This is a genomic window from Paraburkholderia rhynchosiae (assembly GCF_002879865.1).
Lineage (GTDB): Bacteria > Pseudomonadota > Gammaproteobacteria > Burkholderiales > Burkholderiaceae > Paraburkholderia > Paraburkholderia rhynchosiae.
Window position 1 is genome coordinate 372,575 of record NZ_PNXY01000002.1, and the last position, 13,261, is coordinate 385,835.

Annotated in this window: 9 protein-coding genes and 2 pseudogenes; 5 read left to right on the forward strand and 6 right to left on the reverse strand. The window is 55.4% G+C overall.

All coding sequences use genetic code 11. The annotated features are described in order from the left end of the window. The first annotated feature begins 40 nt into the window (after positions 1 to 40). The 3 genes and pseudogenes from C0Z16_RS04105 to C0Z16_RS38605 all read left to right on the forward strand — a co-directional run. Positions 41 to 1,036, forward strand: coding sequence for an aldo/keto reductase (locus tag C0Z16_RS04105; RefSeq protein WP_102630897.1), 996 nt, complete (start codon positions 41 to 43; stop codon positions 1,034 to 1,036). A gap of 132 nt (positions 1,037 to 1,168) precedes the next feature. Beyond that, positions 1,169 to 2,152: an IS630 family transposase gene (locus tag C0Z16_RS04110; protein WP_102630898.1), complete on the forward strand. Its 984-nt coding sequence runs from the start codon at positions 1,169 to 1,171 to the stop codon at positions 2,150 to 2,152. Positions 2,153 to 2,173: 21 nt separating this feature from the next. Continuing rightward, a pseudogene (locus C0Z16_RS38605) lies at positions 2,174 to 3,051 on the forward strand (IS3 family transposase); the annotation flags it as partial. Positions 3,052 to 3,058: 7 nt separating this feature from the next. On the opposite strand, the gene C0Z16_RS04125 reads toward C0Z16_RS38605, so the two are convergent. Beyond that, positions 3,059 to 4,456 (reverse strand): IS30 family transposase, encoded by a 1,398-nt coding sequence (locus C0Z16_RS04125; RefSeq protein WP_167403483.1) that lies wholly within the window; start codon positions 4,454 to 4,456, stop codon positions 3,059 to 3,061. Between the two features lie 58 nt (positions 4,457 to 4,514). Between C0Z16_RS04125 and C0Z16_RS37330 the strand changes: the two genes are divergently transcribed. After that, positions 4,515 to 4,979, forward strand: coding sequence for a hypothetical protein (locus C0Z16_RS37330; protein WP_146014278.1), 465 nt, complete (start codon positions 4,515 to 4,517; stop codon positions 4,977 to 4,979). An 88-nt stretch (positions 4,980 to 5,067) separates the two neighbouring features. Beyond that, positions 5,068 to 5,520, forward strand: a pseudogene (locus C0Z16_RS04130) (transposase); the annotation flags it as partial. A 14-nt stretch (positions 5,521 to 5,534) separates the two neighbouring features. Here C0Z16_RS04130 and C0Z16_RS04135 read toward each other — a convergent pair. From C0Z16_RS04135 to C0Z16_RS04155, 5 genes are all read right to left on the reverse strand, one after another. After that, the gene (locus tag C0Z16_RS04135) at positions 5,535 to 7,139 is read right to left on the reverse strand and encodes an ABC transporter substrate-binding protein (protein WP_208638622.1); all 1,605 of its coding nucleotides are present in this window, start codon (positions 7,137 to 7,139) and stop codon (positions 5,535 to 5,537) included. 196 nt (positions 7,140 to 7,335) lie between these two features. Beyond that, the gene (locus C0Z16_RS04140) at positions 7,336 to 8,991 is read right to left on the reverse strand and encodes an ABC transporter ATP-binding protein (RefSeq protein WP_102630900.1); all 1,656 of its coding nucleotides are present in this window, start codon (positions 8,989 to 8,991) and stop codon (positions 7,336 to 7,338) included. Further along, entirely contained in the window at positions 8,988 to 9,905 is a 918-nt protein-coding gene (locus tag C0Z16_RS04145) for an ABC transporter permease (RefSeq protein WP_102630901.1), read from the reverse strand. The genes C0Z16_RS04140 and C0Z16_RS04145 overlap by 4 nt, the downstream gene beginning before the upstream one ends. Before the next feature lie 3 nt (positions 9,906 to 9,908). After that, positions 9,909 to 10,880, reverse strand: a complete 972-nt coding sequence (locus C0Z16_RS04150; RefSeq protein WP_102631012.1) for an ABC transporter permease — start codon at positions 10,878 to 10,880, stop codon at positions 9,909 to 9,911. Positions 10,881 to 11,152: 272 nt separating this feature from the next. Beyond that, positions 11,153 to 12,562: an amidase gene (locus C0Z16_RS04155; protein WP_102630902.1), complete on the reverse strand. Its 1,410-nt coding sequence runs from the start codon at positions 12,560 to 12,562 to the stop codon at positions 11,153 to 11,155. Positions 12,563 to 13,261: the final 699 nt, after the last annotated feature.

Below are 13,261 nucleotides of genomic sequence, written 5' to 3' on the forward strand. Positions count from 1 at the left end.
CTACTGATAGTGGCGGTCATGCCCGCAAGGAGGCAAAACTATGAAGATCCGCAAACTCGGAAAGAGCAATCTGGAAGTCTCTGCCCTCGGCCTTGGCTGTATGAGCATGAGCGCAGTATACGGGCCGCCGAGCGACAAGCACGAAATGATCAAGCTCATTCGAGCAGCTCATGAGCGCGGCGTTACGCTGTTCGACACGGCCGAATCCTATGGGCCCTTTGTCAACGAAGAGCTTGTCGGGGAGGCGTTGCAACCGATTCGCGATCAGGTGGTTATCGCCACGAAATTCGGCTTCGACATCGACATGGCGACAGGTGAGCGCGGGGGCGGTACGAACAGTCGCCCAGAACATGTGAAGACGGTGGCGGAAGCCTGCCTGAAGCGTCTCCGCACCGACCGGATCGACCTGTTTTATCAACATCGCGCCGACCCTGAGGTTCCGATTGAGGATGTAGCCGGTGCGGTCAAAGACCTCATGGCTCATGGCAAGGTCAAACACTTCGGGCTATCTGAGGCGGGCGAGCAGACCATCCGTCGCGCCCATGCCGTGCAACCGATGACAGCCGTCCAGAGCGAGTATTCGCTGTTTTGGCGCGGGCCTGAAGCGGGGCTGTTGTCGACTCTGGAAGAACTCGGTATTGGCTTCGTGTCGTTCAGTCCTCTAGGCGCCGGCTTTCTGACTGGCAGGATCGACGAGTACACCCGGTTCCATCCGACGGACTTTCGCAATACCGTCCCGCGGTTCTCCCCGCAGGCGCGCAAGACGAACTTAGAGCTGGTCGACGTGCTCAAGGCTTTCGCCGCACGTAAGAACGCCACGCCGGCCCAGGTTGCGCTGGCGTGGCTGCTGTCGCGAAAGCCATGGATCGTGCCGATTCCCGGCACAACCAGGCTGCACCGCTTGGAGGAGAATCTAGGCGCCCTCGACCTCGCCTTTACTGAGGAGGAGGTGAGCCAGATCAGTGAGCAGGCATCGAAGATCCAGGTGAAGGGCAACCGATTGCCCGAAGCGATCTTAAAAGTGATAGGGTGCTGAGCGCTGTGCGTCTGTACGATCAGATGTGTTGAATTTGACCAGTTACTAACCAGTGCATAAGTAGGCGAACGTAAATCGACGCCATCATCTAAGCTTAAAGGGTCTTGAGAAAGGGTCTTGAGGAGAGACGTGATGCGCGAGGACGACGGTCGACAGCTTTCACACGCAACACTTGAAGAGATCCGCATTCGCGCGGTCAAGCGTGTCGAAGCTGGCGAGTCGCCTGAGGACGTGATCCGGACATTGGGATTCTCGAGAGCGCGTATTTACGAGTGGTTGGCGGCCTGGCGCGAAGGAGGTATTGAAGCCTTACGGGCCGAGCCTGTTCCGGGCCGGCCGACGAAGCTGTCGTCCGAGGCTATCCGCTTTGTCTATCGGACGGTCACAACGAAGAATCCAATGCAGATGAAGTTCGAGTTGGCGTTGTGGACACGAGACATGGTGCGGGAGTTGATTCGCGAACATTTCAACGTCCGGCTCTCTGAAGTATCGGTCGGCCGGCTGCTCAGGAAGCTCGGACTTTCACCGCAGCGGCCGCTGGCGCGTGCTTACCAACGTGACCCTGAACTGGTCGAGTCATGGATGCGAGACGAATATCCGGCGATTGTCAGGCAGGCCAAACGCTGTGGGGCACAGATTTTCTTCGTCGACGAATCGACGGTGCGCTCGGACTATCACAGCGGCACGAACTGGGCACCGATCGGCCAGACACCCGTTGTCGGAACCACTGGCGCTCGCTTCAAAGTGAGCCTGATCTCGGCGATCAGTCCGCGCGGTCAATTCCGTTTCTTGTGTTTTGAAGGCAGCTTCAAGATTGCGGCGTACGTCGATTTCGTCAGGCGACTGGTACTCAATGCCGATGCCCCCGTCTTCCTGATTGCAGATGGTCATCCAGTTCATCGTTGCAAAGCGATCCGCCAGCTTGCCGCAGCATCAGATGGACGCATTTGTCTTTTCTTCCTGCCTGCTTACTCGCCGGATCTGAATCCGGATGAGCTCGTGTGGGGTTATCTCAAACATCACAAGATCGGCAAGCTTGCTATCAAAGGTCCCGGGAATCTTAAGCAGTGTGATGGTCTAATTTCCTCGGACAGGTCGATAGGAGGACAATCCTGAATCGACGAGGAAAAACGATAGATGACAAGAAGGCGCCGACAATTTGACGCCAGCTTCAAGCTGGAAGTGGTACGGATGGTACGAGACCAGGGTTTATCGGTCAGTGAAGTCAGCCGGTCGATGGACCTTGTTGAGACAGCCGTACGGCGGTGGGTGGCGCAGTACGATGCGGAACGTGCCGGCGGCCCCGGTGAGGGCAAACCGCTGACGGCGGAACAGCAGCGCATCCGGCAACTTGAAGCTGAGAACCGGCAATTGCGAGAGGACAACGCGCTGCTAAAAAAAGCGTCGGCCTTCTTTGCCCGGGAACTGAAGTGACTTACCGCGTGGTAAATCACTTGCAACAGGAGGCCGTATCGGTCAGTCACGCCTGCCGGGTTTTGCAGGTGAGCCGCTCTGGCTACTATGCACACCGGCGCGCAAAGCCGAGTGCAAAGAGTCTGCAGGAGCGGACCCATGTCAAGGCAGCATTCGCCGCCAGCGGCGCGAGCTATGGCAGCCGGCGTGTGATGCATGCGCTGCGGCAGCAAGGGCTGCATATTGGTCGCTATCGGGTGCGTGCACTGATGCGCGAAGCGGGCCTGCGCACGAGCTGGAAGCGCAAGTTCGTCGCGACGACCGACAGCAGGCATACGCTACCTGTTGCGGAGAACGTGCTCGACCGGCAGTTTGACGTGGCCGAGCCGAATCGAGCGTGGGTTTCAGACATCACGTATATCCGCACGGCGCAGGGCTGGCTGTATCTGGCGGTCGTGCTGGACCTGTATTCACGCAAAGTCGTCGGCTGGGCCATGTCGCCCACCATGCCGGCCGGACTGGTCATGTCGGCACTGACAATGGCGCTGCAGCAACGCCGGCCAGCGCCGGGCCTGGTCCTGCATTCGGACAGGGGCAGTCAAGGCGGATTCAACCGGTCCTCGCAACACTGCATTGTTGAACAGATTTTAGGTAGTCGTCCAGGGCTTCCGCAGGTGTCTTCCATCCAAGAGTTTTTCGCGGCCTTGAGTTCAACGTATTAGCAACGGCCTGGATCTCCCGGGCACTCCACCGGGACAGGTCTGTGCCTTTTGGAAAGTACTGTCGTAGAAGGCCATTAGTGTTTTCATTTGTACCACGCTGCCACGGGCTTTGCGGGTCGGCGAAGAATACTTTCACGCCAGACTCGATAGTGAAGCGGGCATGATCGGAAAGCTCCTTGCCACGATCCCATGTCAATGACCGCCATAACTCAGCAGGCAGGTCAGTCACAGTCCTCTTGAGTGCGTCGGCCATCGTGACGGCCCCGTAGCCGGCTAGCGCAGGCCCGTTCTTCGTGCGCGGAATCAACCCGTAGCCTTTCTCTCGAGGTAAATGCACAAGCATCGTGAAACGGCTTGATCTTTCCACTAGCGTACCGATGGCGGATCGATTCAGGCCAATTAGGAGGTCGCCTTCCCAATGGCCCGGCACCGCACGATCTTCCGCCTCAGCAGGCCGACTAGAAATCATCACCTGCTCACTGACATGCGCCCACGCCTTAGCACGCGCTCTCGCTCGAGGAACGCGCAACGCGCGCCCGGTGCGCAGGCAGCCCACCAGCTCTCGCTTGAGTGCGCCGCGCCCTTGAATATAAAGCGCTTGATATATGGCTTCGTGGGAGATGCGCATCGATTCATCATCCGGGAAATCTACCTGCAACCGATTGGCAATTTGTTCGGGTGACCAGCCATTGACCCAAGTTCGATCGCCGCGATGGGGCTTATTTCGACCCTTAAACGGTGCCTGCCTAGGCCCAGCAATTGCACGGCCATTAGCGTCATGAACTTTGCCTTCCAGGCGCTCCTGTACATATTGACGCAGTCGTTCATTAGTCGCCAGCTTCGCTGGCTTCGGTCGTTTCGCGAATCGATCCGCCTTCCACTGCGCAACAGAGGCACGATACTCGAGAGACCCACTGCGCGTTGCAGCATTGCGAGTGAGTTCTCGCGAAACGGTAGATGGACTGCGTTCGATACGCCGAGCGATTTCGCGCACTCCGAGGCCTTGGACAGAGAGCAATGCTATCTCTTCTCGCTCAGGGAACGACAAGTATCGACCAGCGATAGGTTTGGACATGAATAGGGGCATGCCGCCACGATAGCGGAACCAGCGCGAGCCCACTGCTTGGGATGCGCCTACCGCCTCCGCTGCCTTCTCGCTTGTAATGCCAGTCGCGATCTGTTGCCAAAAGCGACGCTCGATCCCGTTTCCAAGCGATGGCGCGCCCGGCGAGTACATCGCTGCTCGACCGGTCAACCGATACACCTGCTTTGCACTTCGCACCATGCAACACCTCCTCAGTTAAAGGTGTTGCGAGGACCGGTTGAATCCGCCTCCGCGATACATGGACGCCCGAAGCAACGGCGGCATTGAACAGCCGGGCTCCGTCAAAGCGCCGGCTATCAAATTCACCGGTTTCGTCTTCGATCCAGCACATCTGAAATACGCGCTTCGAGATGTCGAGCCCGTAGGTCGTGGTAGCCCTGGTCGTTCCTCGCTTCAAAAACGGGAGCTAGCCGCGTCACTTTGGCATATCGAGGAAGGTCGCATCGGTACAGACTTGGCTCCTGCGACTTCAGCACGCCCTTTCTTTCCCCGAGCGGAGGGCGGCGTTCATGCCATCTATCCACTTTGCCAGCTGACACCAGCGCCGCTCAGGGTGGTAGCTAGCAAGCGCGAAAGTCGCGGCGGTACGCCGCAGCGAGGCGCCCAGGCACAGCAGTTCCAGAACCTGGTGCTGCAGCGCCCAGCCAAACTGGTGGTGCGGGCGGATGCAGCGGCAGGCGTGAAGACAGGTACGTCGGCATGACGGACAACGGAAACGCGGCTGAGGTCACAGTCGACACGACGGTCGGCCCTGCAGTCGTAACAACCGTGCCCCGTGCCCGCACGAGATGGCGCCGCGCCATACCAGCGAGCAGTTCGTGGCCTTCCTCACCGACGTTGTAGCCAGCCAGCGGCCCAAACAAGAGATCCATGTGATCTGCGACAACGTCAGCAGTCACAAGACCCCGCGCGTGCAAGATTTCCTGCGGCAACACCGAAACGTGCGGTTGCATTACACGCCGACCTATACCTCCTGGCTAAATCAGGTGGAGAACTGATTCTCGCGCATCCAGCGCGACGTGTTTGCGCGAGGCATCTTCACCACGGTAAAGGATCTGGAGCGCAAGCTGATGCGCTATATCCGCGAGCACAACAAGAATCCCAGGCCGATTAAATGGAAGTACGACGATCCATCGCGGCGAGTTCGATCAGTGCCATTTCAACGACGCAGTCGGCTAGTGGCCGTGATAAAGCGATCTTATCTCCTTCATCGCGCAAACTCACCCGTACAACCATCCTGCTAACGTGGAAGAGATCATCAATCCCCGAACCACCATCGTTGATATGCTCGCCCGCCGTCAAGCTCCCATGCGCTGGAAATTGTTTTGGTATGCTTCACGTTGCTTCTGCGTGCGCTAACCTTGTTTGCGAAGAACGGAATCAAATAACCTCCGTCGTCGCTACAGATGGCTTGCATCTCTGCGTATATCTCAGAACGCCTTTTCTGATCGAGCATTGACTTCGCCGTCAGAAGAAGCGACTGAAACCTGTCATTGTGCCAGTGCGTATCATTCCACGCAGCGCCATCCTCAAAGAACTGCGAGAACACAACGTCCGGTGTTGGTCTTTGCCCGGCGTTGACAACGACGAACGGCTTTTTTAACCACACATTTGACCAATAACCGTCAGCAGATTCCCGGACCACTCCGATGTCGATCCCTGCCTTCGATGCGCCCTGCGCGAACAGAACTGCCATGTCTACGGCGCTAGCGCCTGCAGCATCACTTGTCGAAAGTTGAACCTTAAGCGAATCGAGTCCTGCTTTTCGAAGATAGAACTTAGCCTTGTCGGGATCGTAGTGACGTTGCGGAATTTTCGCGGCGTAGGGCATGATCGGGCTCACTGGTTGATCGTTTCCCACCGTCGCGTGACCGTTCATAATCTTCGCGACGATTTCTTCGCGATTTAACGCATATTTCAGCGCGAGTCGGACATTCGGATCCTTGAACGGCGATGACAGACAATTCATCGGCATCCCGTTGTAGCTACCGCCCGCGACCTCGTCGATTGCGACTGACCGATTGCGACTCAGAAGAGGTAAGATTCTCAGGTCAAGGCTTACGATGGCATCGGCCTCGTTGTTGAGCAGCGCCGTCTGCCTAGCGTTGACGTCGTTCAATACCATCAGGTGAAGCGCATCAAAGTACGCCTGGTCAGGTCTGTGATACCTGTCATGACGTGTTAGTTCTGCGCCTATACCGGGCTGGAAGCGGATAATTTTGTACGGTCCAGCGCCTATTCCCGATCCCCAGTCAATCCCGCCATTACCGTCTCCGGGCATGATCGGGAAGTGGTAGTCTGCCATGAGATAAGGTAGGTCTGCCATGCCGGCGCTCAGCTTGATAACGACAACACCAACACCATCAGCGCTAATGTCCGCGATGTCCTTCAGGAGGGTCTTAGCGCCAGATGTGGAACCTGGCCGTCGATGGTAGTTAATTGAGGCTACGACGTCGCTCGCAGTTAATGTCTTGCCGTTATGAAATTGCTGGCCGCGAAAGAGCTTGAACTTCCATACCTTGGCATCGGGCGACGACTCCCATGATTGAGCCGAGTCCGGCCCTACCTGGTTGGACGGAGTGATCTCAGTCAGGTATGTTCTAAATGCATACCCCAACTGGATCATGTACAGACTGGCTGTCGTTGCCGGATCAAGCGAATCGGTCGTGCTGCCGTCGCTTAGCCCCGCGCGGAAGGTCCCTCCTTTTTTCGGCGTGGCGTATGCAGTTTGTGCCCACAAAGAAGGGGCAGTCGCACCTAGCCCGAACGCCCCGGATGTTTGCAAAAATTGTCTGCGGGAAACTTGGGATCTGGAGACGTCTCGCAAGAGAAGCTCCAGTTTATAGCCCATTTCGTTATTCATATTTCCTCGTTGTGCGTAGACTGGATTGCGGGTTTTTGGAATGTGCGAGCTAAAGTGAAAAACAACCGTCTCTTACGTCCGGTCAAGCGCCGAGCGGATTGCTCATGCCGTTTCGCTCCAATTAGCGATGAAATTTCCCAACTTGCGCAGCTCCCTCTGGTTGAACCACGCCTATGGTCTGTATGACCCGCGACGGTTAAACCGAAGACTTAAGTCTTGTGGAACCCTTCGGCCGCCTTTGACTGATCGTCGAGTCAAGCCATCCAGGGTCAGTTTGCGGAACTGATGAAAGAAGCAATTCGGTGTAGGGAGCATATGGTGGGGCCATAATGGCCTCCTTGCTTCCCTGGTCAACTATTCGCCCATTCTGCATTACCACCACTTCGTCACTGATGGCTTTTACTACGCCGAGATCATGTGTAATGAAGATATACGTGACACCGAACTCCCTCTGCAGTTTCATCAGCAACTTAAGTACGCCCTCCTGCACGACCTGGTCGAGGGCTGAGGTGATTTCGTCGCAGATGATGAGCTCAGGACTAGCCGCAAGAGCACGGGCGATGCTTACGCGCTGCCTCTGGCCACCAGAAAGCTCAGATGGCCGACGCGAGGCGAAGCTATCATCGAGTTCAATTTTCTTGAGTAGATCTGACACTCGTCTGGATAGCTCGGGATCGGTGATTTTTGAATAGAACGCGAGCGGACGAGCAAGGATATCCCGCACGGTGTGATGCGGATTCAGTGCAGTATCGGCCATTTGATAAATCATCTGTACGCGGCGGAGCTGCTCGCGGGAGCGATTCACATAAGAACTAGGAAGAATTCGGTCTTCGAGCACAACCTCACCACTACTTGGAATCAGTAAACCTGCAATCACCCGAGCTATCGTGCTTTTACCCGATCCGCTTTCACCGACGATTGCAACAGTCCTCCCTTTGGGGATAGTCATGGTTATTTGATCAAGAACCTTGACGCTGCCGTAATGCGCCGAAACGCCTTCTAGTTTGAGAAAAACCTCTCGAGATTGATTGGCAACGAACGGTTTTTCCAGCGACCGTACAGCCCACAATGAGCGTGTGTACTCGTGTTTCGGCTCATCTATCATCTCTCTCGTGGGCGCTTCCTCTACGCATTTTCCCTTGTGAAGAACCATAAGACGTGTAGCCATTTGGGACACTATCGCGAGGTCATGCGTGACGAAAATAGCGGCCACGTGATAACGTTCAACGACATCCTTGATCGCGGCCAATACCTCAATCTGCGTCGTCACGTCGAGAGCGGTTGTGGGTTCATCAAAGATGATCAGATTCGGTTCCGGCGACATAGCCATCGCTGTCATCACTCGCTGCAGTTGACCGCCGGATACCTGGTGTGGATAGCGCCTGCCTATCTGTTCGGGTTCAGGAAGCAGTAACGCGCGAAACATATCCTTGGCATCCCGGGCCGCATTGCGACGGGTCTTGATGCCATGGACCACAGCACTTTCCACTGTCTGCCGTATGAGTCTCTGCGATGGATTGAAGGAAGCTGCGGCGCTCTGGGCGACATAGGTGATTTGTGATCCGCGGATGTTCAGTCGCTCCGACTCCGACGCGGTGACAAGGTTTCTGTTCAAGAACTCGACCTTTCCGCTCACAATTCTGCACCCCGGCCGCACATAACCCATGGCTGCCAGCCCCAGCGTCGACTTGCCTGAGCCCGATTCACCTATCAGACCTACGACTTCACCGCGATGTACACGAAGATCAATGTCGTCGATAATCCTATGCCATTGACCTTTGCTGAAACCGTCAATCACAAGGCCTTCCACGTGAAGAATCACATCGCTTTCACTCAGGTTCCTATTGGTCATCGCGTTTCCTTCAATCCGCCAACGAGTTGAAGAGTCCAATCTATTATCAAATTCATCGAGATAGTCACCATGCCTATCGCGAACGCCGGAATGAGCGGCGTTAGCGCAAGCATGGGATCGCTATCCAGGAATCCCACCAATGAAGCATTTTCCCGGACCATTGATCCCCAGTCCGCGGTTGGCGGTTGAATACCGACACCTAAAAATGAGAGCGCAGCGACGGTGAGAAAAACGTAGCAAAAGCGTATTCCAAACTCTGCTACAAGAGTCGGGATGATGTTGGGTAGAATTTCTCGCCGCATGACCCAAATCCAGCCTTCCCCCCGCAGACGGGCAACCTCGACAAATTCCATTGCTACAACGTTGACTGAAACGGCCCGAGTAAGACGATAGACCCGGGTGGCATCGAGAAAAGCAATGATCAGCACAAGGTTGAGTACTTTTGTACCGAATACGGACAGGAGCATCAGGGCGAAGATCAAAGTCGGGATTGCCATTAGGATGTCGTTCACGCGACTCATGATCTGATCTGTCCAGCCACCGCGGATCGCAGAAAGGGAACCGGCCGTCGCCCCAACGGAAAAGGAAAGCGTTGTGGTTGCTACTGCGATGAGGATGCTGTTTCGACCACCGAAAAGAAGGCGGCTAAAGACGTCTCGTCCCAACTGATCTGTACCTAACCAGAACTGGCTGCTCCAAGGTGCTAAAACGGCATCAAACGTTTGGGTTTGGCTGTAGGGTGCAATTATCGGGGCAAGGGCTGCTGCCGAGAAAACCAATAGAAGTATCGTCGTGGCGATCTTTACGTTCGCCGGCGACGAACACATCAAAGCGATAATTCGGTCAGTACGAGAGTTCTGATCGAGACCACCCGACGAATCCGGCTGGGTTGACGCGTGATGGATTGTATTCATGAGTTATCTCGGATGCAGGAGCCTAGGATTGCATAGTATTGAAGCGACGTCAGCGAACAGGTTTAGGACGATATAGATACCACCAAAAAGAAGCGCGCAAGCTTGAACCACGGGAATGTCGCGGCTGGCCACAGAGTCCACCATTAACTGGCCCATGCCGGGGTAAACAAAAATCACTTCAATGATGACAACGCCAACTACCAGATAGGCGAGATTGAACGCGATGACGTTGGCGATCGCCGCAACTGCATTTGGAAGAATGTGCAATGCAATGATCCGCGTGCGCCGGAGACCCTTCAGGTTGGCCATCTCGACGTATGATTGCGTCAAGAGCGAAACAATTGCAGTACGCGTCATTCTCATCATGTGAGCCGTCACAATGAGCGTCAGTGTGAGCGCTGGAAGGAGAGTGACATAAAACCTATGTACGAGCGAGGAGTCGGGGCCAATTGACGCTATTGACGGAAAAATCCCGAGCTTCGAGCTCATGAAAAGAATCATGAGATACGCGATAAAGAACTCCGGAAACGAGATGGCGCCGAGTGTTATCAAATTCACTACTCTGTCGTACCAGGAATTTCGGTAGATCGCGGCCGTGATCCCAAGAACCAATGAAACCGGAACGGCTATGAGAGCGGTTAGACATGCGAGGAACAGGGTGTTGCCGAGACGAGGAAGCACGATTCCAGAAACCGATCGACCGCCCGTTGGCGACCATCCTGAGAAAGAGAATCCGAGGTCCCCGCGGCAGAGGTGTTCGATCCAATGCACGTACCGCAACGGCGATGGCTGAGCAAGTCCAAGTTGCGTTCGCAGCGCTGACACTGTTTCTGGAGTGGCCGATTGTCCGAGTATGGCACTAGCGAAATCTCCCGGCAGCATTTGCACAGAAAAAAATATGACCATCGAAACTGCAAGTGCTGTCACCACGCCTAGCACGATTCGTTGCAGTAACAAGATCGAGAGTTTTCTCACGTCACTGTCCTTTATCCTGTTCCAACCTGTCGCCATTTGCCCGCGAGATAGTCGGTAAATGGCCTGTTTTGCTGCGTGCGAAGTTGGACCCTCGTCGGCTCTGGGCTCCGAGTGGCCCTTGGAACCAACTTCCCATGGCATACGACGGCTTCCGGTCGAGACGTTCGAAGCCGTTCCGAGAGGTATCGCGAATGAGGGTGAGCCTCGGATCCGTGATTGAATTTCGTTTTTGGTTCATTCCATCAAGGCACTCCGCGGATAGCGGAAAATGATCAACAGAAAGCGCGTGCTTGTCCGTTAGTGATGCGCGGGCGGATGTTGCGAAAGTTTGTAGCCTTCTCGAAGGCCGCCGCTAATTGGATAAGTTTGTGTTCCATAAACGGTTTTGCTGCTATCTGAACGGACACTGGCATGTGGTCTATCCCGAATCCGGAGCAGAAGACGATGCTTGGCCAACCAGTGATATTGAACGGTTCGTAAAACCCTGGTTTTTCCAGATCACCCCACCTGGGCACATCCGTCATGAATGGAGCTCCATTGGCTGCACCCGCGGTAACAATCACGTCCACGTCGGCAGTTGCGGCAGCCGTTGCCATACATAACCGTCTGCGCTGCCTGACTGCGTTGACATAATCGGCGGCACTGAGTGTTGCGCCTAGCAATAGTCGAAGTCTTAGCTGCTCGCCGAAGTCAGATGGGTTGGAGCGCAACGCCTTCTCGTGAACGGAATAAGCCTCTGCTGTCAAGATCACGAAACACGTTGCCCGATACTCTTCTAGCCGCGGCATCGTCACCTGGTCTACATGTGCGCCCTGTTCCGTCCAAACTGAGATTGCGCGATCCAGACCTTCCTTGACAGCGGGCGTAACGGGGTGTTCTGTTTCATGCCAGTCTGACGCAATACCAATACGAATCCCTCGCACGTTTTCTTCAGCCCGCACAGCGAGATCCGCAGGCGCTCGCTTTGCGCTGGCCGGATCCTCGCGGTCATATCCGGCCATTTCCTCAAGAAGCAACGCACAATCTTCGGCGGTCCAGCACAAGGGTCCAACATGATCCAAGGAGGGCGCGAGCGGTAAGATGCCCCGTTTGCTGCATAGACCGTATGTCGGCTTCAGCCCCACAACGCCGCATAGGGCCGCCGGCGCAGCGATTGAGCCCGCTGTATCAGTGCCTGTACCGCCTAAAATAAGGCCGGCCGCAACGGCAGCGGCAGTACCGCTCGATGAACCGGACGTGAAGCGCCGTGTATCCCACGGGTTCCGGGCTGGCGGCCACGGCAGATCGAATGACGGTCCACCTAGCGCAAATTCGTGCATCGCCAGTTTGCCCAACGATATCGCGCCTGCATCCGCGAGCGAACGCACGACGTGAGCATCACCTTCCGGCACCCAACCTTTGAGATGTTTCGAATGCGCACTAGTCTGGACGCCCTTCGTGAAGAGAATATCTTTGTGGCCGATTGGAATGCCGTCCAGCCTTCCACGTAGCTCGCCTTTCATCATCCGGTGTTCGGCCTCAATCGCTTCTTGGCGCGCCCTGTCCACCGTTACTGTAATGAATGCATTCAAGCTGGCGTCGACAGACTCGATCCTCGTTAAACACGCGTCGATAAGTTCGACCGGTGATAGTTTGCGCTTGTGTATCAGGTTCGACGCTTCAGCAATCGTAGGTATTTGCATCAAAAGATCCCTATGCAGCTAAATTGTCGAGCACTGTAAAAATATGGGAATGCTCGACGGCTTCGTTGTTTTCAATGGCGCCGGAGTATTCACAAATGCGCAGCACATGAGGCACCGCTTCCCACAACACTTTTAGGTCATGGTCCGTAATTGTGAGATCCTGTTTCTCCAGGAGATATCTCAAGTCGCTTAATGTCTCGCATCGCACCATGCTCCCCCCTAATCACTAATTGATATTGCCGCCCCGTTCGATGACCGCAACCATGTTGAAATCCGCAGCGATGTCGGAGCACTCCGCGATGAATCTGTCGGTGCCATGGAGCATATCCGCAGGCCATCCTTGAATCAGATCCGAACGGTTCTCTTCTGTTTTGCACCTATGTCATACGATTCTCAATACTGTCCACTGCCAACAAGTAGCCGTCCCGTAGGCCCATGTTTCTGGCGAAGGTGTTATGGGACGGATGGTAGGACTGCGATGCGGCCGAAGCAATGTGGCCAATAACGGTTAGGTATTCGAATAGTGGATAAGGGTATTCCCTATTCGTATTGTTCGCCTCAAAATTGTCTGCCCAGTACGGACGCGTGGTGTGCGCCTAAGGTCCGCTCAACGAAGCGTGGGAGTTCTGAGCAGTATCCTTCATACATTCCAGACGATGTAAACGACGGGATTCGATTAGTCGGTATCAAACCGCGATA